At 66.2% G+C, this 26,062-nt stretch carries 24 protein-coding genes and 1 tRNA gene; 13 read left to right on the forward strand and 12 right to left on the reverse strand.

The features are described from left to right. Positions 1-157: 157 nt before the first annotated feature. Positions 158-523 (reverse strand): PepSY domain-containing protein, encoded by a 366-nt coding sequence (locus ACFXNW_RS14350; protein ID WP_379418067.1) that lies wholly within the window; start codon positions 521-523, stop codon positions 158-160. Between the two features lie 122 nt (positions 524-645). On the opposite strand from ACFXNW_RS14350, the gene ACFXNW_RS14355 reads away from it, so the two are divergent. Next, positions 646-1,323: a response regulator gene (locus tag ACFXNW_RS14355; RefSeq protein WP_379418068.1), complete on the forward strand. Its 678-nt coding sequence runs from the start codon at positions 646-648 to the stop codon at positions 1,321-1,323. Between the two features lie 4 nt (positions 1,324-1,327). Beyond that, positions 1,328-2,860, forward strand: a complete 1,533-nt coding sequence (locus ACFXNW_RS14360) for an ATP-binding protein (RefSeq protein WP_379418069.1) — start codon at positions 1,328-1,330, stop codon at positions 2,858-2,860. A 21-nt stretch (positions 2,861-2,881) separates the two neighbouring features. Here ACFXNW_RS14360 and ACFXNW_RS14365 read toward each other — a convergent pair whose 3' ends face one another. Both ACFXNW_RS14365 and ACFXNW_RS14370 read right to left on the reverse strand, forming a co-directional pair. Continuing rightward, on the reverse strand, positions 2,882-3,835 hold the full coding sequence (locus ACFXNW_RS14365; RefSeq protein WP_379418070.1) for an acyl-ACP desaturase: 954 nt from the start codon (positions 3,833-3,835) through the stop codon (positions 2,882-2,884). 375 nt (positions 3,836-4,210) lie between these two features. Further along, positions 4,211-4,284, reverse strand: a tRNA-Ile gene (locus ACFXNW_RS14370). Positions 4,285-4,399: 115 nt separating this feature from the next. Between ACFXNW_RS14370 and ACFXNW_RS14375 the strand changes: the two genes are divergently transcribed. Continuing rightward, positions 4,400-4,831, forward strand: coding sequence for a nitroreductase family deazaflavin-dependent oxidoreductase (locus ACFXNW_RS14375; RefSeq protein ID WP_379418071.1), 432 nt, complete (start codon positions 4,400-4,402; stop codon positions 4,829-4,831). 229 nt (positions 4,832-5,060) lie between these two features. On the opposite strand, the gene ACFXNW_RS14380 is transcribed toward ACFXNW_RS14375, so the two are convergent. Beyond that, complete coding sequence (locus ACFXNW_RS14380; protein WP_379418072.1) at positions 5,061-6,071, reverse strand: zinc-binding dehydrogenase; 1,011 nt, start codon at positions 6,069-6,071, stop codon at positions 5,061-5,063. A 100-nt stretch (positions 6,072-6,171) separates the two neighbouring features. Further along, positions 6,172-6,492 (reverse strand): hypothetical protein, encoded by a 321-nt coding sequence (locus tag ACFXNW_RS14385; RefSeq protein WP_379418073.1) that lies wholly within the window; start codon positions 6,490-6,492, stop codon positions 6,172-6,174. A gap of 363 nt (positions 6,493-6,855) precedes the next feature. Here ACFXNW_RS14385 and ACFXNW_RS14390 point away from each other — a divergent pair, with 363 nt between their 5' ends. Continuing rightward, positions 6,856-7,371, forward strand: a complete 516-nt coding sequence (locus ACFXNW_RS14390; protein WP_379418074.1) for a hypothetical protein — start codon at positions 6,856-6,858, stop codon at positions 7,369-7,371. 61 nt (positions 7,372-7,432) lie between these two features. Here ACFXNW_RS14390 and ACFXNW_RS14395 read toward each other — a convergent pair whose 3' ends face one another. The 3 genes from ACFXNW_RS14395 to ACFXNW_RS14405 are packed head-to-tail and all read right to left on the reverse strand — an operon-like array spanning position 7,433 to position 11,230. Then, entirely contained in the window at positions 7,433-9,208 is a 1,776-nt protein-coding gene (locus tag ACFXNW_RS14395; RefSeq protein WP_379418075.1) for an SDR family oxidoreductase, read from the reverse strand. A 16-nt stretch (positions 9,209-9,224) separates the two neighbouring features. Further along, positions 9,225-10,331, reverse strand: coding sequence for a PDR/VanB family oxidoreductase (locus tag ACFXNW_RS14400; RefSeq protein ID WP_379418076.1), 1,107 nt, complete (start codon positions 10,329-10,331; stop codon positions 9,225-9,227). After that, positions 10,328-11,230 (reverse strand): metal-dependent hydrolase, encoded by a 903-nt coding sequence (locus tag ACFXNW_RS14405; RefSeq protein ID WP_379418077.1) that lies wholly within the window; start codon positions 11,228-11,230, stop codon positions 10,328-10,330. The genes ACFXNW_RS14400 and ACFXNW_RS14405 overlap by 4 nt, the downstream gene beginning before the upstream one ends. Positions 11,231-11,446: 216 nt before the next feature. On the opposite strand from ACFXNW_RS14405, the gene ACFXNW_RS14410 reads away from it, so the two are divergent. Next, positions 11,447-12,835, forward strand: a complete 1,389-nt coding sequence (locus ACFXNW_RS14410) for a wax ester/triacylglycerol synthase family O-acyltransferase (RefSeq protein ID WP_379418078.1) — start codon at positions 11,447-11,449, stop codon at positions 12,833-12,835. Positions 12,836-12,890: 55 nt separating this feature from the next. Here the strand turns inward: ACFXNW_RS14410 and ACFXNW_RS14415 are convergent, their stop codons facing one another. Together ACFXNW_RS14415 and ACFXNW_RS14420 are read right to left on the reverse strand one after the other, a co-directional pair. Next, positions 12,891-13,775 (reverse strand): alpha/beta fold hydrolase, encoded by an 885-nt coding sequence (locus tag ACFXNW_RS14415; protein ID WP_379418079.1) that lies wholly within the window; start codon positions 13,773-13,775, stop codon positions 12,891-12,893. Positions 13,776-13,972: 197 nt separating this feature from the next. Next, positions 13,973-15,511, reverse strand: a complete 1,539-nt coding sequence (locus ACFXNW_RS14420; protein WP_379418080.1) for an aldehyde dehydrogenase family protein — start codon at positions 15,509-15,511, stop codon at positions 13,973-13,975. Positions 15,512-15,720: 209 nt separating this feature from the next. Between ACFXNW_RS14420 and ACFXNW_RS14425 the strand changes: the two genes are divergently transcribed. Genes ACFXNW_RS14425 through ACFXNW_RS14450 form a run of 6 tightly spaced genes read left to right on the forward strand, consistent with a single transcriptional unit; the run spans position 15,721 to position 20,805 of the window. Further along, positions 15,721-16,179, forward strand: a complete 459-nt coding sequence (locus ACFXNW_RS14425; RefSeq protein ID WP_379418081.1) for a Zn-ribbon domain-containing OB-fold protein — start codon at positions 15,721-15,723, stop codon at positions 16,177-16,179. 47 nt (positions 16,180-16,226) lie between these two features. Further along, positions 16,227-16,676 (forward strand): Zn-ribbon domain-containing OB-fold protein, encoded by a 450-nt coding sequence (locus tag ACFXNW_RS14430; RefSeq protein ID WP_379418161.1) that lies wholly within the window; start codon positions 16,227-16,229, stop codon positions 16,674-16,676. Further along, positions 16,669-17,739 (forward strand): lipid-transfer protein, encoded by a 1,071-nt coding sequence (locus ACFXNW_RS14435; RefSeq protein WP_379418082.1) that lies wholly within the window; start codon positions 16,669-16,671, stop codon positions 17,737-17,739. The genes ACFXNW_RS14430 and ACFXNW_RS14435 overlap by 8 nt, the downstream gene beginning before the upstream one ends. Next, entirely contained in the window at positions 17,736-18,890 is a 1,155-nt protein-coding gene (locus tag ACFXNW_RS14440) for a thiolase domain-containing protein (RefSeq protein ID WP_379418083.1), read from the forward strand. Before ACFXNW_RS14435 ends, ACFXNW_RS14440 begins: the two co-directional genes overlap by 4 nt. Positions 18,891-18,933: 43 nt before the next feature. Next, positions 18,934-20,133, forward strand: a complete 1,200-nt coding sequence (locus ACFXNW_RS14445; protein ID WP_379418084.1) for a lipid-transfer protein — start codon at positions 18,934-18,936, stop codon at positions 20,131-20,133. Between the two features lie 9 nt (positions 20,134-20,142). After that, complete coding sequence (locus ACFXNW_RS14450; RefSeq protein WP_379418085.1) at positions 20,143-20,805, forward strand: TetR/AcrR family transcriptional regulator; 663 nt, start codon at positions 20,143-20,145, stop codon at positions 20,803-20,805. Positions 20,806-21,015: 210 nt separating this feature from the next. Here ACFXNW_RS14450 and ACFXNW_RS14455 read toward each other — a convergent pair whose 3' ends face one another. Beyond that, positions 21,016-22,608 (reverse strand): AMP-binding protein, encoded by a 1,593-nt coding sequence (locus ACFXNW_RS14455; RefSeq protein ID WP_379418086.1) that lies wholly within the window; start codon positions 22,606-22,608, stop codon positions 21,016-21,018. 396 nt (positions 22,609-23,004) lie between these two features. Here ACFXNW_RS14455 and ACFXNW_RS14460 point away from each other — a divergent pair, with 396 nt between their 5' ends. Both ACFXNW_RS14460 and ACFXNW_RS14465 read left to right on the forward strand, forming a co-directional pair. Next, entirely contained in the window at positions 23,005-24,717 is a 1,713-nt protein-coding gene (locus ACFXNW_RS14460) for a hypothetical protein (RefSeq protein ID WP_379418087.1), read from the forward strand. An 8-nt stretch (positions 24,718-24,725) separates the two neighbouring features. After that, positions 24,726-25,118, forward strand: a complete 393-nt coding sequence (locus ACFXNW_RS14465; RefSeq protein ID WP_379418088.1) for a hypothetical protein — start codon at positions 24,726-24,728, stop codon at positions 25,116-25,118. A gap of 47 nt (positions 25,119-25,165) precedes the next feature. Here the strand turns inward: ACFXNW_RS14465 and ACFXNW_RS14470 are convergent, their stop codons facing one another. Beyond that, entirely contained in the window at positions 25,166-25,339 is a 174-nt protein-coding gene (locus tag ACFXNW_RS14470) for a hypothetical protein (protein WP_379418089.1), read from the reverse strand. Between the last annotated feature and the right edge of the window lie 723 nt (positions 25,340-26,062).

Raw genomic sequence — 26,062 nt, forward strand, 5'->3', positions numbered from 1 at the left:
GATCCGTCACCACGGCAAAACAGCCGCACGAGCGGCACACCACCGAGGGATCTACTCGACCGATGCCACAGCCATGTGCCCCTCGTGATCGCACGAGGGGCACATGGCGAACACGATCGGCCCGGTCGCCGCCTACCGGGCCGATCGTCCGGCACCGTCAGTCGTGATCGACGGTGCCGAGCACCTTGCCGGTGTTCGCGTCGACGGTCACGTCGTACTCCACACCGGCGGGAGTCTGGACCTCCACCTCCCAGACGGCCGTACCGCGCTCGGTATCGAACTCGGCCGAGACCGCGACACCGTCCGGAATCTGCGCGGCCGCAGTGTTCATCGCCTCTTGACGATCAATGCTGGGGTCGGCGACCAGCGACCACTCGGAGATCGGGCGGTCGAGCGAGACCGTGCTCTGCGGACCGTTGCCGAGTGTCAACGCGGCGATGCCGATACCCGCGGCCGCCAGAACCACGGCTCCTACGAAGACCCAGCGAAGACTGGCGGCGGCGCGGCGGAAGATGCTGACCATGGTGAAACCTCCTGTGGGGGGTGACCTTCTGCGAATGTGGTCACCACTGTGGCAAAGCAATGCTGAAGGCGAGCTGAAGCAACCTGAAGGACGTTTCAGCAAGAATCTGACACGCTGTGCTGATGCGTCTGCTGATCGTGGAGGACGAGAAACGCCTCGCCCTCGCACTGGCAAAGGGATTGTCCGCCGAGGGTTTCGCCGTCGATGTCGTGCACGACGGTGCCGAAGGGCTGCATCGGGCGACCACCACCGACTACGACCTGATCATCCTCGACATCATGTTGCCGGGAATGAACGGGTATCGGGTCTGCTCCACGTTGCGTGCGGCGGGCAACGATACCCCGGTGCTGATGCTCACCGCCAAGGATGGGGAGTACGACGAGGCCGAGGGTCTGGACACCGGCGCCGATGACTATCTGAGCAAGCCGTTCTCGTATGTGGTGCTCGTTGCTCGCATCCGGGCCCTGCTGCGCAGGCGTACTCGTGCGGGCGCCCAGGTTCTTCGCGTCGGCGATCTCGTGATCGACCCCGCGACGCATATGTGCCGGCGCGGCGACACGGAAGTAACACTCACCGCCAAAGAATTCGCGGTCCTGGAGCACTTGGCCGTACGCGCGGGCCAGGTGGTATCGAAATCGGATATCTTGCAGCATGTCTGGGATTTCGCCTACGACGGCGACCCGAACATCGTCGAGGTGTACATCAGCACATTGCGCCGCAAAATCGACACGCCTTTCGCCTGCCGCACCATCCTGACGGTGCGCGGCGCCGGCTACCGACTGACGGCCGAACGTGGCTGAGCGGATGCGCCGGCCACACTTGCCGTGGAGTTCGGTGCGGGCGCGCACCACGACGGCCGCGACCGCCGTCGTCGCGGTGGCGTTGACAGCAACGGGAGTGATCGTGCTCGCCGCATTGCGTGACAATCTGGTCGAGAGCGCGAGCCTCCAGGCGGAAGGCAACGCACGCGATATCGCCATGCAGTTGGAAGCTGGAACGCCCCTTGCCGAGCTGCGGTTTCCAGATCCCGAAGACGAACCTGCACAGGTCGTTTCGGCCGATGGACAGGTGCTCGCCGCTGATGCCGAAATGCATATTCCCGGCCCGATGGCGACGTTCACGCCGCAGACGACGGCAACCGCCCCCGGTGCCGGAGGCGATGAAGAGGATGAGGAGGAGGAAGAAGACGACGAGGACGAAGAGGACGAAGACAGCTCGGTGAACGCCGCGGGACCCGTCGCGGGCCCCCGGGCTACCCCAGGTGCCACGCTTGCCGCCACCACGGCCCCGGATGCAGCCACCGGAGAGGTAGTCGTCGAGGATGTCGGGCTACCATCCGACGACTCCGCGACCACCGACAACTACCGGGTCGCGGCTCTGGCAGGCCTCACCGCGGACCGGCAGCCGGTCACCATATACGCGGGCGCATCCTTGGACACCGCCGAGAGCGCGGTGGCCGACGCACGCCGAGCCATGTTGATCGGACTGCCGCTACTGCTCGCTGTGGTCGCCGCGGTGACCTGGCTGGTCACTCGCCGGGCATTGCGGCCGGTCGAGGCGATTCGCCGCGAACTCGCCGAGATCATGCACGGTGATTTGTCGCGCAGGGTCCCCGAACCCCGTTCCCGCGACGAGATCGGCAGGCTGGCCGCCACTACCAACGAGACCCTCGCCGCGCTGGAAGAGTCCTCCGAGCGCCAGCGCCGTTTCATCGCCGACGCCGCACATGAGCTGCGCAGCCCGATCGCCAGCCTGCGCACCCAGCTCGAAGTCGCCCAGGCACATCCGGGGCTGCTCGAGCTGGACGACGTGCTCGGCGACACCGTCCGGATCGGGGACCTGGCCGCGGACCTGCTACTGCTGGCCCGTCTCGACGCAGGTGAACAGCCTCGGACCGACCGTGTCGATCTGACCGCACTGATCCACGAGGAGCGCGACCGCAGGGTGGGCGACCGCATTCCGGTCGGTTACACGTTGCCGGATGACGCGGTCACGGTTGCCGGTAGCCGCACCCAGATCGCACGTGTCGTCGGCAACCTCGTCGATAACGCCCAACGACATGCGGCGACATCAGTGCAGGTAACGCTGCGGCGCACTGGCGGCACGGCGGTCATCGAGGTCGTCGACGACGGCCCCGGGGTGCCCGAGGCCGACCGGGAGCGCATCTTTCAGCGCTTCGTCCGCCTCGACGACGCCCGCAGCCGCGACGAAGGCGGCGCGGGCCTCGGCTTGGCCATCGTGCGTGATGTCGTCGAGCGCCACGGCGGTGCCATCCGCGTCGACGGCGTTGCGCACGGTGGCGCCCGTTTCATCGTCGAACTCCCGATGGCAGGGTGATATCCCTGCCACGAGAGTGCGCTATCCGACGCGTGCGGCCTCGCGGGCTACCTCGCGGGCGAGGATGCGTTCGCGCTGCTCTTCGAACTTGGCGACGTCACGGGTGAGCTTGTCCATGTACTCGCCGAGTTCTTCGCGACTGCGTTCGCCACGCGCGGTGAAATCATTGCGATCGAAGACATTCCAGATGCGCAAGACCGGAGCCACGACCTCGTCCAGGTGCTGACGCAGATCGTAGATCCCGTGCTTGACCATCAACACGCCATTGCGCCGCCAGTTCGGCATGCCGGTGCCGGGCATGCTGAACGTCTTCACGATATGGGTGACCGACTCCATCGTCTGGTCTGGTGCAAGGTCGAACGCTGCGGCGGTGATGTTGCGATAGAACATCATGTGCAGGTTCTCATCGGCCGCGATCCGTTGCAGCATCCGATCGGCGATGGGGTCCTCGCAGACCCGTCCGGTGCTGCGGTGGCTGATCCGGGTGGCCAACTCCTGGACGGTCACGTACGCGACCTGATCGAGCACACCCCCGAACCCCTCCGGTGCGTGCACACCGCGGGTCATATGCACCATCCGGTCGTTCTCCAGGGCGACCGGATCGACGGCGCGGGTGCAGATCAGATAGTCGCGCATCGCGATCGCGTGCCGGTTCTCCTCGGCCGTCCACCGGCCGACCCACGTACCCCAGGCGCCGTCCTGGGAGAAGTTCTCCGAGATCACCCGGTGGTAGGAGGGCAGATTGTCCTCGGTGAGCAGATTCGTCACCATCGCGACCTTGGCGACCTCGGACAGCCGCGACTGCTCCGGATGCCAATCCTCGCCACCCATGGCCGCGAAATTGCGGCCCTCGTCCCACGGCACATAATCGTGCGGATGCCAGTCCTTGGCCGTGGCCAAGTGCCGGTCGATATTGGTCGCCACCACCGGCTCCAGCTCGGTCAGCAGCTCGATTTGCGTCAAATCCCTTGCCATGCAGCGCCTCTCAATTCGATGAAACACACCACGAACATCCCGCTGTTCACGCATCACTGATTGTGCGGCCCCTCCGCACCCACACCTTAGACGAGCTCGATCGGCGTGGTGCTCGATTCAACCAGCGGCCTTCCGGCACCTCGGTCCCCCTGCCCGACCGAATGCACTGACCGGTCAGCCGCGCAGGCCGATACCGAGCTGATACAGAGTGTAGCCAGCCGCGCCCGCCCAGAACAGAGCGGCGGAAACCACCGCAGTGTCGATGGCGGAGCAATATCGCACCGATGACAAGCCGCAATCCACGGTGCTCGTAGCCAGGTCAGCGGGTACGACGTCATCGAAGACGCATATTCCCGCTGGTAAAGAGGGAAATTGTGGGGCGGGCGGGGCTCGAACCCGCGACCAATGGATTATGAGTCCACGGCTCTAACCGACTGAGCTACCGCCCCCGGATGCGGTGGGTCCGCAGGTGTGGGGAATGGTACCGGGTCGGGCGCGGCGTGGGCCAATCGGGTTGGGGCGTGGTTAGGGTGAGGCTTTGCCGGGAACTGCTGAGGGGTTGGTATGGCCGGGGTTTTCACGAAAGTGTTGCAGGCACACCAGTGGATCTATGAGAACAGCGGCGGATGGGTTGGACATCGGCTGTTGTTCGGGAATCCGACGTTGCTGTTGCGGACGGTCGGTCGCAAGACGGGGCAGGCGCGGACCTCGGCGCTCACCTATGCGCGCGACGGTAGCGACTATTTGGTGACGGCATCCAATGGTGGCTCGCCGCGGCCGCCGGGGTGGCTGGCGAATCTGAAGGCGAAGCCGGACTGCGAGATCCAGATCGGGCGCCGCAAGATTCGGGTGACGGCGCGGCCGACACTGCCGGGCGATCCCGACTACGCGCGTCATTGGGAGCTGGTGGATCGGGTGAATCAGGGCCGCTACAGCGAATATCAGGAGCGCACGCGGCGGCCGATCGCGGTGGTGGTGCTCACCCCGGTCGGTTGAGCCGGGCTGAGCACCACCGTTGATGGCGAATTCTGGACGGTCAGTACTGACTTTCTCGTTCTCGTTCACTACCGGAACCGGCACGTAGTCCGCGACTGGATTCCGCCATGTCGCGTGGTGGGCGGCTGGCGATATGCACTACGGACGCAACGAGAATAAGAATCAGGACGACTATGGCTGCGGTAAGCACGCAGGCACCATAGCCGCAGAATTCGCTACTCGCAGGTATTCATTTCGGTCGGTTTGTGTTACTCAACAGTGTGCGTCCGATGGCGGTTCGCGCATCGATCGCGGCGTGCGCTCGATCTGCCTGTTCCAGCGGAAATGTCTGGCCGATAACGACCTCCAGGCGTCCGGCCGCGACTTCGGTGAGGGCACGTTCGGCCAGCGCGGGCCAGTCGGTGCTGTCGGAAGTGATATCGAACAGTCCGAGCACCGTGATCGACCGGCGTTGCGCGGCTTCGGTGTCGACTGTGGCGAAATCGCCTGCTGCGGAGCCGTATCCGATGAACCGTCCGCCGTCGGCCAAGGCTTCGGCCGCGGCGCCGCCGAGTTCGCCGCCAGCACCGTCGAGGACTACGTGCACGCCCGAACCTCCGGTCGCCGCCCGAACCTTGTCCACCCAATCGGGTTCGGAGTAGTCGACCAGTACGGAGGCACCCAGTCGCTCGACCAGCTCGAGCTTGGCCGTTCCGCGGGCTGCCGCGATCACCTTGGCGCCTGCGTTGCGTGCGAGTTGGGTCAGCAAGGTGCCGAGCCCGCCGGCGGCGGCGGTGATGAGCACCCATTCGCCGGATTCGACGGCGGCCCGATCGAAGACGGCCAGCGCGGTTCTGCCGTCGTGGATCAGGGCGACAGCTTGATCGAGCGTGACGCCTTCAGGGATCGCAGTCAGCGTCTCGGCTTTGGCCAGGGACTTCTCGGCGTATCCGCCGATCGGCAGCCCGCCCGCGATTCCGCTGCGCACGGTCGCTGTGCTGACTCGTCTGCCGATCCAGGACGAATCGACATCAGGCCCGACGGCCGTGACCACGCCGCCTATCGCCCCGCCGGGCACATACGGCGGCTCGACCGCGAAGAAATCGGTTCCCCATCCGGACCGCAACCTGGTGTCGAGGAACATAACGTCGGCCGCTCCGACGTCGACAAGGACTTCCCCCGCCGCCGGGACCGGTTCGGGCACTTCGCGCATCTCGAGTACGTCGGGACCGCCGAATGCCGTCGCGTACACCGCTCGCATGACCAACCTCCATCGTTCCGGGTGTTTCGGATACGACAAGCCTCAACCCTGAAGGATGGTTTAGGTCAAGGTCATGTGATCGCGATCACTGGCGGGTCGTTCAGCCGCCACCACCGCAGCCACCTCCCCCACCACCACCGCCGCAACCACCACCGCCGCCGCCGCAGCCGGATCCGCCGGAGTCTCCGCCGCCCGCGTCACCAGAGATCCAGAATCCGCCACCCGCTGCAGCCGCCCCTGAACCCGCGCCGGTGCCGCGCCTGGAGCCTGTCCGACGCGTGGGGCGTGACCGCTGAGACTCACTGACCAGCTTCGACATGGTCGTTTCTTCGGAGCGTCGTTGCTTCACGAGGATCACGATCGCCACCGCCGCCGCGACCGCGATCACCACCAGCGCGAGCCCGATGAGAAATTCCGTCATCGCCCAGGAGTACCCGAAGGCGAACCTCAGGAACCCCCACCGCCGCAACTGGATCCGCCACCGCCCCCGCAACTGGACCCGCCGCCACCACCGCAACTCGAGCCACCGTGTCCACCTGAGCCCGGCCCGTCGCTATAGCCCCCGGGGTCATAACCACCACCCCCATCCGGATCTACCGCAGAACCCGCCACCCAGTACGGCCCGTGTGGCCCGCCCCGATGCTGTGAACGGCCGTTGCGCTGGACAACTACCACGATCAGCACGACGCTCACAGCCACGATCGAGACCAGCGCGACCAGCACGAACAGCGCTATCAGAATCATCATGCTCGCAGCGTATCGACCGCCGGTCGTACAGTGAACTGTGTTCGGATTCAGTAGACGCAGCAGCCGTACGATCGATCTTTCCCTGGTCGATCGCGTCGTTCGTGAACTCGAGCTGCCCGACGCCATCTACAAGACCTGCCCGTGGCAGCCGCGCGAGCTGGTGGAGACCGGTCTGCGGCAGTGGCTTCGGTGTTGCGGGGCCGCGATGCGGGACGGGCAGGTGATCGGGATGCCGTCGCATGCGGTGGACGAGGCCTGGCACGGGTTGATCCTGTGCACCGAGCTCTATGCCACCTTCTGCGAGCAGGCGTATGGCAGGTTCCTGCACCACTACCCGGATAGTGTTGCGGCGCAGGGCAATCCACACGGCTCGATGGCTTCTCAGCTCGGGCGGACCGTGGTCGCCTGGTCCATGGTCGCCGCGCCCGAGGAAGCGTGCGTCTTGTGGGACCTCGACACGAGAGTCGGCGTAGCCAAACCCTGGGGTATCGACGCCGGACGGGTGGGAGCGATCGAGGATGAGCTCCGGCGGGCAGCCGAAGCGTCGGCGTGACATCTCGACGCAGTACGCGGTGACCTGGCGGCTCGAACCGCAGCCGGTCGATGCCTCGAGCTCAGGTGAGTTTCACCCGCGCAGCAACGAACCGTCCGATCGCAGGCGCCAACCGGCTCAGGTGGTAATTCACCCGCGCTTCGGGTGTCACCGGGACAATGCTGCGCCCACGCGCGACCGCATGCACGATCTGCTCGGCCACCTTCTCCGGCCCATAATGCCGCATCCGGTAGAGGTTGTCGTAGTGCTGTTGCTTGCGCTTCTCCTCGTCGGCATCGACGCCGGAAAAGCTCGTCGTAGCAACAATATTGGTATGCACGATGCCGGGGCAGATGGTGTGCACGCCGATTCCGCGTCCGGCCAGCTCAGCGCGCAGGCAATCCGAGAACATGAACACCGCCGACTTGCTGGTGGCGTACGCGCTGAAGCCCTGCTGCGGTGAATAAGCCGCCATGCTCGACAGGTTCACGATGTGCCCACCCGCGCCGCGTTCGGCCATCGCGGGACCGAAGGACCGGCACCCGTTGACGACACCACCCAGATTGACGCGCATGACCCGATCGAACTCCTGCGCCGGCGTATCGAAGAAGTCGCCGGCCTGACCGATACCCGCATTGTTGACCAAAATGTCGGGCACACCATGGGCTTCCAGCACGGCACGAGCATGATCGGCGACCGCGGATTCATCGGAGACGTCGAGTTGGTAGGCGTGCGCGAGACCACCGGCGGCTGCCACCATCTCTGCGGTCTCCTTGGCCGCGGCCAGGTTGACGTCGGACAGCACGATCTCGGCGCCGCGACGCGCGAACGACAGCGCCGTCTCGCGCCCGATCCCGCTACCGCCACCGGTAATGACGACCAGCTGATCACCGAACTCGCCGCGGCTACGGCCGATCTCGGCGCGCCGCAACCCGCGCGGCAACGATCCGCCCGCAAGTGCGTCGATGAGTTCGGCTGTCGCATTCGCCAGCAGTTCCGGATGCGAGAACGGCATCCAGTGCCCCGCGGGCACATCACGGCGCCACAATCGCGACGCCCATTTCCGTTCGTCGTCGTAGCCTGCGGGCCGGATCGCGACATCACGTCCGGCGACGATCAGCTGAACCGGCACGTCGGTGTGCCGCTCACGCGGCGACAGCATGCGCGGCAGGATGTTGGCGCGATAGATCAGCAGCCCGTCGACGATGTCCTTGCGGAACGTCCGCCCGAGCGTCACATTCGACGCCGCGGTCTCGTTCATCAGCCCCACGAACTGCCGCCACCGCCCCTCGGTGGCCAGCTGTCCCAGCGCGACGCGCGGCAGCACAGGCGTCATGAAGAAGAACGTGTACGCCGAGGAAGCCAGCTGTGTGGCCGGCTGCCACACATTGCGGGGCGTCGGCCTCGACAGCCGGTTGCGCACCCATTTGCCGACGTGGTCGAGATTGGGTCCGGATGCCGAGGTGAACGAGGCGATCCGCTGTTCGGCACCGGGTTCGCAGACCGCTTCCCACACCTGGATGGATCCCCAGTCGTGGGCCAGCACATGCACCGGCCGGTCGGGACTGACGGCGTCGGCAACGGCGAAGAAGTCCGAGGCCAGCTCCTCGAGCCGGAAGTCGGCGGTGCGCTGGGTTCGGGTGGATTCGCCGTGGCCGCGGGTGTCGTAGGTGACGACGTGGAATCGGCGCGCCAGCAGCGGCACGACCTTGTCCCACAGCTGATGGGTGTCGGGCCAGCCGTGCACGAGCACGACGGCCTCGGCGGTCGGGTCGCCGTATTCGTACACCGCGAGCTCGAAATCGCCGTTGCGCACGGTTCGGCGGGTCCGGTCCGGTTCGGGTGCTCTTGTGGTCATAGTCGGTCTCCCCTGACTAGATATCCAACGTCAAACGTCCACCCGCCGAGCGGGATACACAGATCAGCATGTCTCCCGCGGCGTGGTCGGATTCGGTGAGAACGGTTTCGCGGTGATCGGGCTGCCCGGCGAGCACACGCACTGTGCAGGTGCGGCAGAAGCCCTGACGACACGAATACGGCCGATCCGGACGGCTCTCCAGGACGACGTCGAGCGCCGAGCGGTCGGCGGGCACCTGCACCACGTCACCGGTGGAGGCGAATTCGACTTCGAATGCGACACCGTCGACGATCGGCGGCGGCGAGAACCGCTCGGAATGCAACTCCACCCCGGGCATCACCCGGACCGCGTCGGCGACCATTCCGGTCATCGGCACAGGACCACAGCAGTAGACAGCGGTACCGGCGCCGACCCCGGGCAGCAGCGCGGACGCGTCGGGCAGCCCGTGCTCGTCATCGGTGCGCACGGTGATCCGGTCGCCGAAGCGCTCGACCTCGTCCAGGAACGGGATGGTGTCGCGGTTGCGCCCGGCGTAGACCATGGACCAGTCGACGCCTAGCCGATCGGCCAGCCGCATCATCGGCAGGATCGGGGTGATGCCGATACCGCCGGCAACGAAATGCAGCCGGGTCGCGGGCGAGCCGTGTCCTGGCACCGCGAACGGAAAGGCGTTGCGCGGCCCGCGCACGATGATCGGTGTGCCGACCGCGAGGTCGCGGTGCACCTCGATCGATCCCCCGCCACCTTCGGGAATGCGCCGCACCGCAACCCGATACGCGTGAGTGTCGGCCGGATCGCCACACAGCGAATATTGCCGCAGCTTTCCCGACGGCAGTTCCAGATCGAGGTGTGCACCGGGACGCCATGACGGGAGTTCACTGCCGTCGGGCGCGCGCAGCACCAGGCTGATCACGTCGGTATCGTGCGCCTCGATCTGCCGTTCGGTGATGACCAGCGCGAGCCGACGATCGTCGACGCGGGGCGCCTGCGGCCTGCGATTGATCAGCGCGGCCCACTTCAGCCGCGCGTCCACAACCGCGTCGAGCACGCGCACCGTGCGGTCGCGGGACCGTTTGCCGTAGAGGTCGCCGGGTGGCGTTCCGGGAATCTCGGTCGAGTTCACGACGCGGCCGCCCGGGCGGCCGGCGAGGCGGCCAGGTAGGCGATCGCCTGTGCGGTGGAGCCGACTGTCTCCGGGTTGTACCCCGGCTTGAATGTCGTCAGCGCACTCCACAGCAGCGACGGCACCCCCGGCAGCGCACCGCGCCACATGGCGGCGAACACCGCGGGGACCAGCCGTGGATAGCCGTAGTCGGGCAGCGCCGGGTCCTGGCGCACCAGGAACTTGGTGCCGCGCAGCACGAGTCCGATGAACACGGGGAACACCAGCGTCATGATCGCCGCGCGCCGCACATACCCTGCTCCGAAGTACACCGCCACATCGTGGGCGACGTGACGATGCTCGACCTCTTCAGCGCCGTGCCAGCGGAAAAGGTCGGCCACCCGCGGGTCGGCGTCGAACTTCTCCAGATCGGCATTGAGCACCCAGTCGCCGAGGTAGGCGAAGAAATGCTCCAGGCACGCGATGAATGCCAGCCGCTCCACGAGCTGCTGGTGCCGGGAATTGCCCGCATTCTCGCGCGGGCCGAGGGACTTGCGGAACAAGTATTCGGCCTGGCGCAGATACGGCTCGGGGTCGATGCCGTGCGAGGCGAGCACCTCGTGCAGGACCTTGTCGTGAGTCTGGGCGTGCATGGCTTCCTGGCCGATGAAACCGAGCATGGCCTCGCGCAGCTTCTCGTCCTTGACCGACGGCAGCGCCTCGGTATACGTGGCGCAGAACATCCGCTCGCCTTCGGGCAGGAGCAGGTTCAGCGAGTTGATCAGATGCGAGGCGATCGGCTCCGCCGCCATCCAGTGCAGCGGGGTGTCGGCCCAGTCGAATCGCACATTGCGGGCATGCAGCGCCACCGGTCCCGGATCGGTGTCCGGGCGCTTACGGCCCCGGCGAAGTAGCTTCATCGATACTCCTCAGCGTGTCACGGTGTGTTCGGCAGCGATCACCGACGATCTTCCTTCACGACCGTAGAAACAGCATACACATACCTAGGACCATGAGTTACATACAGATTCCGGACCGATATCCGCAGGTCACAATCTGGCAATATCGCCCGCTACTGTGATCGACTTCGCGTTGAACCAGGCGAAAACTAGAACACGTTCTAGTAGTCTTTTGCTATGGAACAACTCACCGGACTGGATGCCAGTTTCCTCTATCTGGAGACCGGAACCCAGCACCTACATGTCTGCGCACTGCTGATCCTCGATCCCGTCGACGGCACCTACTCGTTCGACGCACTGAAGGCCGAACTCGGCCGCAGGCTGCCGCTCATCCCCCATATGCGACGGCGGGTACATGAGGTGCCGTTCAACCTCGACCATCCGGTCTGGGTCGACGACCCGAATTTCGATCTGGACTATCACATCCGCCGGGTCGGACTACCCAAGCCGGGCGGGCGGGCCGAGCTCGCCGAGCTGATCGGCGATATCGCGAGCCGCCCGATGGACCGGGATCGGCCACTGTGGGAGATGTCGGTCGTGGACGGTCTCGACGACGGCAAGGTCGCCGTGATCTGCAAATATCATCACGCCGCCGTCGACGGCATCACCGGCACGAACATGATGATGCACCTGTGCGACCTCGAACCGGGCGCCACCCGGCCCGAGCCGGAGCCGTGGCAGCCCGAACCCGGGCCGAACGATCTCGCGTTGGCGGCCCGCGCCGCAGTGCGATTCCCGGGCAAGATGGGCATGCTCGGCATGGTGCCCAAGACCGTCGGAATGGTCGCGGGGTTCGCGCAGCGGCGCCGGAAGAACCAGGCGGGCATGGCATTACCGTTCTCCGCACCACGCACGCCCTTCAACAAGGCCATCACCGCACACCGCGCCGTGGCCTTCACCAAAGCCGATTTGGGCGCGATCAAGGAGATCAAGGCGGCCTTCGGCGTGAAGGTCAACGATGTGGTGCTGACGATTGTCGGCGGGGTGCTGCGCAGCTACCTCGACAACCATGACGAGCTGCCCGCTCGGTCGCTGATCGCCTCCGTTCCGGTGTCGGTGCACGATTCCACCCGGCACACCGAGGGCATCAACAAGGTTTCGACACTGTTCTGCCGCCTCGGTACCGATATCGCCGATCCGGTGGAGCGGTTGAACATGCTCGCCAGCGCGAACGTGCACGCCAAGAAGGAGCACGATCTGATCGGCGCCGACTTCCTGCAGGACTGGTCGAAGTACGCTCCGCCCAATACCTTCCAGCTCGCGTCACGGGTCTACTCGTCGCTGAAGCTGGCCGAGGCGCACCCGGTGGTGCACAACCTCGTGGTGTCGAATGTTCCCGGTCCACCGATGCCGCTGTATTTCCTCGGCGTCCGGGTCGATGGCATGTATCCGTTCGGCCCGATCTTCCACGGGGCAGGCCTCACCGTCACCGTGCTGTCCAACTGCGGCGACCTGGACTTCGGGTTCATCGCCTGCCGTGAGCTGGTACCCGATATCGGAGATCTGGGCGACGCGGTGCCCGCCGTGATCGCCGATCTGCTGGCCGCGGCGCGAACTCGGGGCTGATCACCGCTCCGACCGACCGCCCTGTTCGCCACCGGCGTCGAACAGGGTCGTCATCTCATAACCGTGCCGCCACCGCGGCACACGCTTCGTCGAGCACCGGAACGAACCGGTCCGCCGCGAATGCACAGGCCGTATGCCCCGCAGCGACCGGGTGAATGCTCGTCCCCGGAATCGAGGCCGCCATTTCGATCTGCCGGTACACCGGAATCGCCTTGTCCTTGGTCGTGATGACCACTGCCGTCGGCACCCGCAGACTCGATAGCCACTCGGTGGCGTCGAATGTCCCGATCTCCGCCAATATCGGCGTCATCGCCCATCCGCTGGTGCTGCGGAACTCCCCCATCGCCCAGCGCCGCAGCTGTCCGGGAACCAATGCCGCGGGTAGTTCCGGCAGCGCGCCCGCCAGCCGCCCGGCGCGCTGATACGGATAGTCACCCAGCGTGTTCGACATGGCCGCGAAGCCGCGATGGAACGCTCGTTCGCGCCATTTCTCCTGGAATCGATACGGCGTCGCACAGAGCACGAGCCCGGCTACCCGATCGGGATGACGGTGGGCGGTCAGCAGCGAGACCACACCGCCCAGCGAATATCCCACGCAGACAAAGCGATCCACCCCCAGCGCATCGGCTACCGCGACCACGTCGTCGGCACAATCGTCGAGCCGGAACCGCTCGGAACGGATACCGCGCCCATGCCAGCGCTGGTCGAACAGCACGATCCGATAGTGCTCGGCCAGGGTGTCGAGCGCCGGGAACCAATTGAGCATCGCGGTGCACGCGGTGCCGTGCAGCAGGATCAGCGTCGGCGCGTCGGCAGGGCCGGGAATGTCGACGACGTAGGTGCGGCCGCGGCCGGGCAGCTCGAGCAGCCGCCCGCCGGGGATCTCGTCGATCGCGGGCACCACGAACGGACCGGTCCGCACCGATCGGTCAGTTCCCATCACGAACCTCCAGAGACTCTACCGAGCAGATTTCTAGAACTCGTTCTACTCGATGATGCCACAAGGCCCACACCCGGCCATGCGACCGCAGGCCCGGAATCGTCCGGCAGCTCGATGTGCCCATCCGCAGCGTCGCGTTCCGACCGCGGATACGCACCCGACTTCTGTAATGTGTTCCACCAGCACCCGCCGACCCGTCACGACATGAGCTTGCGGGCGATGGCGCTACCGAACGCCACGTCGATCATCCGCTCCAGCGTCCGCACGGTCTTGTCGGTGTACGGGTACCAGATGTTCTCCTTCTTCAACTGCCACCGATCCAGCAGCACCGGCTGGGCATGGGTGAAGCCGCGCAATGCGTCCCGGCCGTTGACGTGGCCGAGCCCGCTGTCCTTACGGCCGCCGAACGGCGCCTCAGGCGCCCCGTAGATGACCGAGGCGTCGTTGTGCACGACCGATCCGGTGCGTAGCTGCTTGGCGATCCGCACGACGGTGTCGGGGTCCTTGGTGAACACGCTGCCGCTGAGTCCGTACTCGCAGTCGTTGGCCATGCGGATGGCTTCGTCCTCGTCGGCGACCCGCATGATCGCCACGACCGGCCCGAAGGTCTCTTGCTGCATCAGGTCCATGTCATGGGTGACGTCGACGATCAGCGTCGGCTGGAAGAACACACCGTCGGCGGTATCACTCTTGCCGCCGACCAGCACCTTGGCGCCCTTGGCCACGGCGTCGTCGACGTGCCGGGTGACGATGTCGAGCTGTCGATCCCAGAACAGCGGGCCGACATCCTTGCCGGTACCGGGCCCGTAGGTGACCGCCTCGGCCTTCTCCCGCACCTTGGCGATGAATTCGTCGGCGATGCTGTCCACCACGTAGATCCGCTCGACGCCGATGCAGACCTGACCGGTGTTGAACATCGACAGATACACCGCGCCGGCCGAGGCTCGCTCCAGGTCGGCGTCGGCGCAGACGATCATCGCGTCTTTGCCGCCGAGTTCCATGGTGCAGGGAATCAGCCGGGCCGCACACGCCGCGGCGATCTTCTTTCCGGTCGGGACGCTGCCGGTGAACGAGATCTTGTCCACCTCGCCCGCCACGAGTGCCGCGCCGGTCTCGCCGTCACCGTGCACCACCTGCACGACATCCTCGGGCACGCCCGCCTCGTGCAGGATCTTCACCGCCCATTCGGCCGAATGTGGTGTCACCTCGGACGGCTTGAGCACCACCGAGTTGCCCGCAAGCAGCGCCTGTGCCACGGGATTGAGCGAGAGCACGAACGGGCCGTTCCACGGCGTGATCACGCCGACCACACCGAGGGGCTGGTAGTTGATGACAAGCTTCTTCAACGGGGCCATGTAGCCGTGCAGCCGCCGCCGTTCGTCGGCCAGATCCTTGCGGGCGCGTCCGCTCCAGTAGTTGAGGAAATCGCAGGCGGGCACGATCTCGATCGCGAGCGCTTCCACCCGCGGCTTGCCGGTTTCGGATTGGACCGTCGCGACGATCTCGTCCCGCCGCGAGATCAGCACCTCGACCGCGCGGCGGATGATGTCGGCGCGCTCGGTGACCGGGCGTGCCGCCCACCCGGGCTGCGCGGCGCGGGCGCGCCGGACGACCTCGTCCACCTCGTCCGCGGTGCTGACCACGATCTCGCCGACTTCCTCGCGCGTGGCCGGGTTGCTCAGGCCGAGCCTGCGGTGGCCGTCGGCCGTCGATGGCAGCGATTGAACTATGGCCATGGGAATCTCCTCACCCGAGGAATACGTCTGAAACAAGTTCCACTTTCGGCGCCAGACTACGACATCGCCGACCAGCTGTACATGCCTGTCAATCAAGTGATTGAAACAACTGATTGACAGAGGGTGCGCCGCTGGTCCACGATCGAATCGCGGCCCGCTGCCCCTCGGGGGCCGACCGCCACTCCTCGGTACCAGTCGGCAGGAGCCCAATGACAGCCGAAACACCGCACGACAGCCTGAATGCGCCGTACAGCCTGCAATTCCCGTTCAACCGCACCGTCGGTCCCACGGTCGGCGCGTTCCTCGGCGGCTTGCGCGAGGGCAGGCTCTTCGGTGTACGCACCGATCGCGGCACTGTGCTGTGCCCGGCGGCCGAATTCGATCCCCAGACCGCCCGCGCCACCGGCGAGCTCGTCGAGCTCGCGAAGACCGGAACGGTGCGGCACTGGACCTGGGTGCCGCATCGCCCCGACGACGACTTCGCCCACGATTACGCCTGGGCGTTGATCACCATCGACGGGACCGAAGGCGGCCTGTTCCACGCGGTGGACACCGGTGGCGATCCTTCGCGGATGACGCCGGGATTGCGGGTCGCGCCCCGTTGGCGGGCCGAACGCGTAGGCAGTATCCGCGACATCGTCTGCTTCGAGCCGGTGGTGACGCCGTGAGTACACCGCTGCCCGAACCCGTCACCGAGTTCACCAACCCGTTCCGCATGGACTACACCTACGTCGCGGGCGTCGGCCGCTCGGTGTTCCTGCGCGGACTTGCCCACCGCCGGCTGCTCGCGCGACGCTGCCCGAGCTGCGCTCAGGTATATCTGCCGCCGCCGGAGTTCTGTTCGCGCTGCCTCACCGAACTGTCCGAGCCGTTCGAACTCCCCGGCGACGGGACCATTTCCACCTTCTGCGTGGTGAATTTCCCATTCCCCGGCCAGGTCTTCCAGCCGCCGTACGTTGTCGCCTACATCCAGGTCCGCGGCGCGGACACCCGGCTGATGCATCTGATCCAGGAGATCGAGCCGAACCAGGTGCGCATCGGGATGGCGGTGGAACCGGTCTGGTGCGCCGACGAGGAACTCGACACGTCGATGAACAGCATTCGCTACTACCGGCCGGTGACCTCTGCCGAATCCGACTCCACCACAGGGGGTTCCGATGCGTGAGGTCGGTATCGTCGCCTTCGCCCAGTCGCCGTGCACGGCTGCCGATCGCCGCCACGACATGGCAGAGATCCTGCTGCCGGTGATTCGCCGTGCACTCGACACCGCCGCAATCACCCGCGACGACGTCGATTTCTTCGCCTCGGGCAGCCACGACTTCTTCGAGGGCCGGACCTTCGCCTACATCGAATCGCTCGACGCGGTCGGCGCATGGCCGCCGATCTCGGAATCGCATGTCGAAATGGATGCGGCCTGGGCCTTCTACGAGGCGTTGAGCTGGCTACAGCTCGGCGAAGGCGATATCGCGGTCGTCTACGGCATCGGCCGCGGGTCGTTGCCGCAGGATCTCGACCAGGTGATGGCCGCTCAGCTCGATCCGTATTTCCTGGCGCCGCTGCGCCCGCACCGCGATGCCATTGCGGCATTGCAGGCTGCGGCGCTGATCGAGAAGGGTGCGGTGAGCGAGCGGCAGTTGGCCGAGGTGGTCTCACGCAGCCTCGCCTCGGCAACCGGTAATCCCGCCGCTCAGGTATCCGGCGAGTACCCGGTCGATCAACTGCTGGACGCGCCCTACATCGCCTCTCCCCTGCGCGCCCACGATGTGGCGCCGGTCGGGGACGCGGCAGCCGTCGTTGTGCTCGCCGCCGGTGACGTCGCCCGCAAACTCGCGGACCGGCCCGCCTGGGTGCGGGGCGCCGATCATCGGATGGACAACCACTATCCGGGTACGCGCGATCTCACCCGCGTCGACACCGTCGCCACCGCGGCCGCCCGGGCGGCCGAACTCGCCGGCTTCGGACCAGCCGCGGTCGATATCGCCGAATTGCACTGCGAATACAGCTATCAGGAGCCTCTGCTCGCCGCGACACTCGAAGTGAACGGCGCCCGGATCAATCCTGGTGGCGGACCACTGGCCGGCCGACCGGCGACCGCGACCGGGCTGATCCGGATAGGCGAGGCCGCACAACACATTCTGGACGGCCGCGCCGATCGCACCCTCGCCCACGCCACCAACGGGCCTGCGCTACAGCAGAACCTGATCTGCCTGATGGAGGGAGATCGATGAGAACCGCGGTCATCGGAATCGGACAGAGCAAGCAGGCCAAGAAACGCGAGGTCACCATCGGCGCGCTGGTGCGCGAATCCGTCGACGCCGCACTGGCCGACGCAGGGCTCGACCACGGCGATATCGACGCCATCGTGCTGTCGAAGACGCCGGACCTGTTCGACGGCGTGATGAACCCCGAGCTGTACCTGGCCGATGCCATGGGTGCGCGCGGCCTGCCGGTCACCCGGGTGTTCACCGGCGGCAGCGTCGGCGGGCACGCCGCCATCTACGGGGCGCATCTGGTGCAGGCCGGACTGGCGCGGCGGGTGCTCGTGGTCGCCTATTCGAAGGAATCCGAGGGCGATTTCACCTGGGCGCTCTCTCGGGGTCTGCCGTTCAGCGCCAACCTCGGCGCGGGGGCGGGCGGACATTTCGCCCCGGTTATCCGCGAGTACATCCGGCGATCCGGGGCGCCGGAGCACATCGGCTGGCAGGTGGCGGTCAACCATCGGCTCAATGCGACGCGCAATCCGTACGCGCATATCCAACGTCCGGATATCACCGTCGAAGAGGTGCGCGATTCGCGGATGCTCTGGGATCCCATCCGGTATCTGGAATCGTGCCCGTCCTCGGACGGGTCGTGCGCGGTGGTCATCGCCGGCGAAGACGATGCGGAGGGCAATCCGCAACCGCCGGCCTGGATTCACGGCATGGCCTGGCGCACCGAGACCGGCCATTTCGCCGGCCGCGACGAGGTGAACCCGGAAGCGGGCAGGCAATGCGCAGCCGAGGCGTACCGGCAGGCGGGGATCACCGATCCGGCCGGCGAGATCGACACAGCCGAGCTATACATCCCCTACAGCTGGTACGAGCCGATGTGGCTGGAGAACATCGGGCTGGCCGAGATCGGTGCGGGCTGGAAAATGGTCGACTCCGGGCGCACCGCCTTCGGCGGCGACCTGCCGATCAATCCGTCGGGCGGGGTGCTGTCGGGCAATCCGACCGGCGCCACCGGGCTGTTGCGTTTCGCCGAAGCCGCACTGCAAGTCCGCGGCACCGCCGGTGCACATCAGGTACCTGAGGCAAAGCTCGCCATCGGCCACGCCATGGGCGGTGCGTCGCAATTCCATGCCCTCTGGGTCGTCGGCAGTGCACGGCCGAGACAGTAATCACCACATATCAACGCGCACAGCGGTGTAGAGGAGAGAATCAATGAGTCAGCGCACGTTCGTCATCGGTGTCGGGATGACGAAGTTCGAGAAGATCGCCAGCCGGGACTGGAACTACCCGGATATGGTCGCCGAGGCGGTGGGTGCGGCGCTCGCCGATGCGGGCGTCGGCTACGACCAGGTGCAGCGGGCTGCGGTCGGTTACGTTTTCCAGCCGTCCACGGCGGGGCAGCGGGCACTCTACGACGTGGGGCTCACCGGGATTCCGATGGTGAACGTCAACAACAACTGCGCCACCGGGTCGACCGCGCTGATGCTCGCCCGCGAATGGGTGCAGGCCGGGCTCGTGGACGTGGCGCTGGCCGTGGGCTTCGAGCAGATGACCAAGGAAGCCATGGCAGGCTCGGGCAATCCGGCCGTCTCGACGATCGACCGCCATATCGCGGTTCTGAAGTCCACCAACGGATTCGGCAAGGCACCGCTGACAGCTCAGTTCTTCGGCGCCGCCGGGGCCGAGCACATGCGCCGCTACGGCACCACCCGCGAACAGCTCGCCGGTGTCGCGGTGAAGAACCACGAGCATTCGACCCGGAACCCCTACGCCCAGTTCCAGGACGCGTACACCCTCGAGCAGGTGCTCGGCGACAAGCCGGTGCACGATCCGCTGACCCGCTCGCAGTGCTCACCCATGTCGGACGGTTCGGCCGCGGCGGTCGTAGTCAGCGAGGCGTTCGTGCGCAAGCACGGCCTCGCCGATCGCGCCGTCGAGATCCTCGGCCAGGCGCTGGCCACCGACGACACGTCGTCGTTCGCGACCGAATCGATGATCGATGTGGTCGGTGCGCCGATGACGCGCAAGGCCGCGCAGGAGGTGTTCACGGCGACCGGTGTCGGCATCGACGAGGTGGACGTCATCGAATTGCACGACTGTTTCTCGATCAACGAGCTGATCACCTACGAATCGCTCGGCATGTGTGCGCCAGGCGAATCGGGTGGACTGATCGATGCCGGTGCGACGACCTACGGTGGACGCTGGGTGGTCAACCCGTCCGGCGGGCTGATCTCCAAGGGGCACCCGCTCGGCGCTACCGGTCTTGCGCAATGCGCCGAACTCACCTGGCAGTTGCGTGGCGAGGCCGGGCCGCGGCAGGTCGACGGCGCCCGGCGCGCCCTCGCACACAACCTCGGCCTCGGCGGCGCCTGCGTCGTGACGCTCTACGGCGCGCCCGCACCCCTCGATTAGGGTGCGCAGGTGACCCGAGGACTACAGACCGACACCGCGCCGGACGGGCCGCCCGACGCCGTCCTGCCGACCGATCAGCGCCTGATCCTCGCGGCCGAACGGCTCTTCGCCGAGCGCGGGATCGACGCGGTGTCGCTGCGCGCGGTGATGTCGGCGGCCGGCGCGAATGTGGCCTCGGTGCACTATCACTTCGGTTCCAAGGACGCGCTGGTCGAGGCACTGCTCGACCAGCGCGGGGGCCAGGTCTCACACCGTCGCGCCGAATTGCTGGACGGCATCGAGGCTTCCGGCGATCCGTCGGCCCGCTCGGTGGCCGAGGCATTCGTTCGCCCCGTAGCCGAGCAGATCGCGGCGGGCGGGACCGCGTGGGTCACCATCGTCGCGGGGATCATCGGCAGCCGTCATCCGGCGCTGTCGCGGATCACCGACGGTTTCGCGCCGCAGGCCCGGCGGTTCACCACACTGCTCGGCGCGATCTATCCCAGTGTCCCGGCCCGGACCATACGTTTCCGGCTGACTCAAGCCATGAGCCTGACCTTCCAGGCGCTCGGCGATCTCGACGGTCTGCGCGACATGCTGGCGCTCAGCGGTACTCGGCTGTCCCCTGACGAAGTCATGGAAGAGCTGATCGACATGGTCACCGCGATTCTTGCCGGACCGCCGGATCGCTGATACCGGCATATGCATCTCCGGCTGATTCGAGCCGGCGCGGCTTCGGCTTACCAGGTACGGGGACGTCTCGCCCACCTCTGAGCGACAACGCTGTCGATTGTCGCTCAGAGGTGGGCGAAAGTACTTCACAGGGCCGCCGATAGTTCGCTCGAAACACGAATGCAGGGCCGGCTGAACACGTCGTCCAGCCGGCTCTGCCACGAGAAGTGCTCAGTTCACCTGTCGCGCACCGTCGCCCCAGTACTGCGCGCGCAGCGCCTTCTTGTCCGGCTTGCCCAGCGGGCTGAGCGGGATGCTGTCGGCGAAATCGACCGTCTTGGGCGTGTACACGGCGCCCTTGCGTTCCTTCACCAGGGCCTGCAATTCCTCGACCGCCACCTCGCGACCCGAACGCAACACCACGACCGCTTTCACGGCCTCGCCCCATTTATCGTCGGGCACACCGATGACCGCGGCGGCGCTCACGGCGGGATGAGCGGACAGCACATCCTCCACTTCGCGTGGATAGACGTTGAATCCGCCGGAGACGATCATGTCCTTCTTGCGGTCGACGATGTAGAGGAAGCCGTCGGCGTCGCGGCGGGCGATGTCGCCGGTGTGCAGCCAGTCGTGTTCGGTGGCCTCGGCGGTCTGCTCTGGCTTGTTCAGATAGCCCTTCATGACGAGCGGGCCGCGCACGCAGATCTCGCCCGGCTCCCCCGTCGGCACCTGATTGCCCTCGTCGTCGAGTAGCGCGACATGCAGCCACGGCACCGGACGGCCACAGCTGGCCAGCCGCTCCGGCACGGCCGGATCGTGGTCTTCCTTGCGCAGCACCGAAATCGTCATCGGGCATTCGGCCTGGCCGTAGAACTGGAAAAAGATCGGGCCGAACTTCTCGATCGCCTCGGCCAGCCGGGTCGGCGAGATCGCAGAGGCGCCGTAGAACACGGTCTCCAGGCTCGACAGATCGTATTTGTCCAGGTCGGGATAGTCGAGCAGGGCGTAGAGCATGGTCGGGACCAGCATCGTGGAGGTGATCTTGTACTTCTCGATGGTGGCGAGCACCGTCGCCGGATCGAATCCGGGCAGCACCACGATCGAACCGCCCTGCAGGCTGGTCGGGTTCCAGAACGCGCCGCCTGCGTGGCTGAGCGGCGTGCAGACCAGGAAACGCACGTCCTGCGGCCACTGCCATTCGGTCATCTGGATGCGCAGCAGCGTCGCGCCGCCACGGAAGCTGAGCATCACACCCTTCGACTTACCGGTGGTGCCGCCGGTGTAGGCGAGGCTGACGGTGTCGCTCGGCGCGACATCGGGGGCGACCAGCGGGGCGGGTTCGAAGGCCTGGGCGGCGGCCAGCAGATCGGTGCCCACCTCGGTCGGGCCGAAGGCGAGCAGGTTCTTCAGCTCGGGCACCCGTTCGGCCAGCGCGGCGGCCCGCTCCTCGTACTTGTCCGGGTCGTAGATGAGGGTCTCGATGCCCGCGTCCTGCAGAACGTAGGCGTGATCGTCGAGCGAACCCATGGGATGCAGCGCGGCGAACCGGACACCGGTGACCGCATTGGCGCCCTGGGCGAACAGCACCTCGGGCCGGTTCGCGGACAGGATCGCCACCGGGCTGCCGATCCCGAGCCCGAGGGAGGTGTAGGCCTGCGCGAACGTGCTGATCTGGTCGCGCACCTGGCGATAGGTCAGCTGCTCGTCACCGATGTGCACCGCGGTCCGATCGGCATACAGATCGAGCGAACGGATGAGCATATCGACCGCCAACGGCTCCCGATGGAGCTGATCGACCTCGGTGATCTGCGGATCAGTGTTCATTCATGCGCCTTTCGGGCCCGCGTCGCGACAGATTCACCCTCAAAGCTAGAACGCGTTCTAGTTTTGAGCAAGGGTTCTGGGTGATCTATTCCGGGCAGGCCATGACGCCGGCAGCCTCTCATCCGAGCGATCCGGCCCTGCGGTCTCCTGTCGCCCGCCGGCCGGGCGCCGGACTGCGATGAACCGGCCTCGATCGAGTCGGCCCCGCCAAAGCCTCGACGCCTGGGCCGACACTCCGAGGTTGGCCGACACTCCGGGAGCGAAGGCAGTCGGGCGCGATTCCGGCGATCTTGTCGCAGGGCGCTGATAATCTCTGCGACACAAGCGATTCAAGTTCTCCAGGGGGGCGTGGATGAGCACGGCGAAACAGCTTCGTGACGCGGTGTCGAGACCGCGATGACCACACCGACCGATGAGCCCACACGCTATCTGGCCGCTGCGGTTCACCTCGACGACGAGCTGGCCGATGCCCTGGTCGAGGAATACCTGGCCGAGCCCAAGCGGGCGATCCCGCCCTCGCCCGGTGTGGACGCGACGACCGTGCTGCGCGAGGCGCTGGCGGCGCAGTCGCGGCGGCGGACCGTGAACGCCGTCCTGCTCGCGCTGCTCGCGGTCACCACCGTGCTCGCGTTTCCGCTGGTCGTCGTGTGGCTGGCATCCGGGATCACCTGGCGAGCGTGCTCGGCGATCGTGTCACGGCTTGCATACAGCTCATCGGGCTCCGGCCGCTTCCTCTTCGGACGGGGCCAACGCTGGTGGGCGACTGCCTTCCTGTGGTGGTTGCTCGCTTTCCTCTGGCTCTTGATACCGGCGCTCGTCGCGGTGCCGTTCGGCGCGCTCCTGATCGGATCATCGGATTCGGACTCGAGTTCGGGCGTCGCCGTGCTGTTGGTCCTGCTCGCGCTGGCGTTGACAACAGCGATGCTCTGCATGCTGGTCGCCCGCCACTATCTGCCCTGGCAGGTCGCCACCAACTGGTTCGGGTACGGGCGCTATCAACCGCAGACCGCACCGCGCGAAGCCGTGGTCAAGGCATCCGCGCCGTACGCCGCGCGGCTGCAGCGCATCACCCAGGACCAGTTGCGTCGCTCTCAGGAGAACTCCGGCGAGATCGTCGTCTATCGCGGACGCAAGCCGTTCGTCGGCGCCGGCAACCGGATCCGCTCCTGGTCGGCCGCACTCGAGCTGTATGCGAAGACGACCACGAAGGGTGCCGTCGCGCCGGAGAACGCGGTCGCCATGGTGCCGAGATTCGACCCGCGTGAACTGCAGGACTTTGTGTCCGAGGACCTGAAGAAGCTACGCACCTCCCCCACCCTCACACCCGGATGGCGGTTCGCCGACCTGGGCATCACCAGCTGGGCGCTGCTGTCGCCGGTCGACATTGTGCACAACCCGTCCGCCGGCCCCCTGCTGGATCGACTGAACGCGGGCGTCGAGCCGGAGCTCAACGAGCAGGACTGGGCCGACCTGGCCAACAAGTCACCGGAATGGCTGCGTTACTACCGCTGCTTCCGACTGGAGAGCTGGGCACGTCAACTCGCGGTTTCGGGATTCCTGCACGTCGGCTGCGAGGAACGCATGCTGGTGCTGGAATGGCATGCGTTCGTATTGCCGCCGATCGCTCCCGTGTTCCGCCGCGTCGACACCCCACCGGACATGCTGGAGCTGCGCGCCCTGTGGGCAGCGGTCGCGGACCTGGCGCTGCTGCCGACCACCGTGCCCAGCCGCGTCGGCGATCTCGTGCGGGGCATGATCACCCGCAGTCGCCCCGGCGGCACCTGGACCACTCCCGACGAAGCGGCACAGGTACTCGGAGCCGCGGCAAGCATCCGGGAGATCGGCGCGGGCAACCGGCTCAACAACCTGTTCCAGGAGACCGACAGCGACCGTTACCTGAAGATTCTGGAGCGGCGCACCCTCGACGCAGTACATCGTTACCTCACCGAGAAGGGCATCGCCGCCAAGGGTTTCGATGACATGGTCAAGCAGATCAACAACTCGACGATCGTCAACAACTCCAACGTCATCGCCGGAAACATCGGCGGCGAAGGCAATTCCGGCTCCGTGCAGGCCGGTCCCGATACCAACTCGACCGCAACGGATTAGGAACCTCGATGCCAGACAACACGCCTTCGCATTCGGTCCGCATCACCGGCAGCCAGGTGGTCGCAGGCAATATCGGTGGCTCCGGCAACAACGGGCAGATCAACGGTCCGGTCCATCTTTCCGGTGGCGCGGACACCGATCAGCTCGCCACCCTGCTCACCGAACTGCGCGACGAACTCGCCCGGCTCCGCACCCATATCGCCGCGGCACCGGATTCGGTCGCCGAGCCGAGCGATATCGATGACGTCCTCGAGGATCTCGCCGATCCGGAGCCGAACATCACCCGCGCCTCCACTCGCTGGGAGCGTCTGCGGCGCCGCATCCCCGAGCCTTTGCAGAACCTCGACACGATCCAGCAGATCGTCGGCCTTCTGGAACAGGTGCGCGGGCTGGCATCCTGACGCACGTATAGGCCCGAAAGCCTGATACCGGTCACCGGGAGGATCCCTTACCAGCCGGCCGCGAGCTGCATCCAGACGAGCATCACCACCACGCTCAACAGACACACGGGGCCGAGTGAGCGCTGCACCTTGACGCGGGTGGATACCGGGGCCACCCAGACCACCCACAGGGATGTCGCGCCAAGGGCGGCGAACGTCAACCAGGCCGCAACCATGCTCACGAGATACATCCGGCATCGTCCTCCTGCCCGACCGGTCCGGCCTGCGCTGCGCTATTACCCGCTCGCCGTTGATATCTCAGCTCCGAGGCACGTCCATGCCCGCGAATCTGAGACCGGACGAGGCACCGATGCCCGCTGCTGCCATGACAGCTTTTCCACGGTCGGTAATTGTATCCAGTGGGAAATATGGAAATACCGCTTTTGAATCCACGCCTGTACAGCTCACAGTAAGAGGCGTTCGAGAATTGGCTCAGCGCACATTGATTCCCGAGCAAGCCGCGCCTCGCTACATCTAGCTCGACAGCAAACATCCAGGTCAAGTCCCAGAAATGCCTGATGCATAGGGCGTTTCGGTGCCGACGCGCCGGTAGTGAGCGACTCGACTGTCCATCGTGCCGAATACCGGTGATCGATTTTCGTGAGGTTTCCAGAGACCCCCGTTCTCCGCGGGACCGCGTCGTTTCCGCAAATACCGTTGGCGCAGTTTTGGTGCCGTCACATTTCGCGGCGGCGCTGTCACTGAAACGTTTGTCGCTCAGGAAGGCAAGTTATGAGACGGAGTACCTCGCGTCGGTTGTTGCGTGTGGTGGTGGTGGCCAGTGCTGCGGTGTTGGCGTTGGGTTCCTTCGGTGGGCAGGCCGCGGCCGGGCCGACGGAGCAGGATTTGGCCGACTACATCGCTGCGGGTCGTTCGGTGGCCGGGCCGGTCGCCGATTCGGGGTC

Source organism: Nocardia sp. NPDC059180 (assembly GCF_042754945.1).
Classification (GTDB): Bacteria; Actinomycetota; Actinomycetes; order Mycobacteriales; family Mycobacteriaceae; genus Nocardia.

Coding starts and splice junctions, on each gene's coding strand:
- ACFXNW_RS14350 (WP_379418067.1), bottom strand. CDS start 523: ATGGTCAGCATCTTCCGCCGCGCCGCCGCCAGTCTTCGCTGGGTCTTC.
- ACFXNW_RS14355 (WP_379418068.1), top strand. CDS start 646: ATGCGTCTGCTGATCGTGGAGGACGAGAAACGCCTCGCCCTCGCACTG.
- ACFXNW_RS14360 (WP_379418069.1), top strand. CDS start 1,328: ATGCGCCGGCCACACTTGCCGTGGAGTTCGGTGCGGGCGCGCACCACG.
- ACFXNW_RS14365 (WP_379418070.1), bottom strand. CDS start 3,835: ATGGCAAGGGATTTGACGCAAATCGAGCTGCTGACCGAGCTGGAGCCG.
- ACFXNW_RS14375 (WP_379418071.1), top strand. CDS start 4,400: ATGGCCGGGGTTTTCACGAAAGTGTTGCAGGCACACCAGTGGATCTAT.
- ACFXNW_RS14380 (WP_379418072.1), bottom strand. CDS start 6,071: ATGCGAGCGGTGTACGCGACGGCATTCGGCGGTCCCGACGTACTCGAG.
- ACFXNW_RS14385 (WP_379418073.1), bottom strand. CDS start 6,492: ATGACGGAATTTCTCATCGGGCTCGCGCTGGTGGTGATCGCGGTCGCG.
- ACFXNW_RS14395 (WP_379418075.1), bottom strand. CDS start 9,208: ATGACCACAAGAGCACCCGAACCGGACCGGACCCGCCGAACCGTGCGC.
- ACFXNW_RS14405 (WP_379418077.1), bottom strand. CDS start 11,230: ATGAAGCTACTTCGCCGGGGCCGTAAGCGCCCGGACACCGATCCGGGA.
- ACFXNW_RS14410 (WP_379418078.1), top strand. CDS start 11,447: ATGGAACAACTCACCGGACTGGATGCCAGTTTCCTCTATCTGGAGACC.
- ACFXNW_RS14415 (WP_379418079.1), bottom strand. CDS start 13,775: ATGGGAACTGACCGATCGGTGCGGACCGGTCCGTTCGTGGTGCCCGCG.
- ACFXNW_RS14420 (WP_379418080.1), bottom strand. CDS start 15,511: ATGGCCATAGTTCAATCGCTGCCATCGACGGCCGACGGCCACCGCAGG.
- ACFXNW_RS14425 (WP_379418081.1), top strand. CDS start 15,721: ATGACAGCCGAAACACCGCACGACAGCCTGAATGCGCCGTACAGCCTG.
- ACFXNW_RS14430 (WP_379418161.1), top strand. CDS start 16,227: ATGGACTACACCTACGTCGCGGGCGTCGGCCGCTCGGTGTTCCTGCGC.
- ACFXNW_RS14435 (WP_379418082.1), top strand. CDS start 16,669: ATGCGTGAGGTCGGTATCGTCGCCTTCGCCCAGTCGCCGTGCACGGCT.
- ACFXNW_RS14440 (WP_379418083.1), top strand. CDS start 17,736: ATGAGAACCGCGGTCATCGGAATCGGACAGAGCAAGCAGGCCAAGAAA.
- ACFXNW_RS14445 (WP_379418084.1), top strand. CDS start 18,934: ATGAGTCAGCGCACGTTCGTCATCGGTGTCGGGATGACGAAGTTCGAG.
- ACFXNW_RS14455 (WP_379418086.1), bottom strand. CDS start 22,608: ATGAACACTGATCCGCAGATCACCGAGGTCGATCAGCTCCATCGGGAG.
- ACFXNW_RS14460 (WP_379418087.1), top strand. CDS start 23,005: ATGACCACACCGACCGATGAGCCCACACGCTATCTGGCCGCTGCGGTT.
- ACFXNW_RS14465 (WP_379418088.1), top strand. CDS start 24,726: ATGCCAGACAACACGCCTTCGCATTCGGTCCGCATCACCGGCAGCCAG.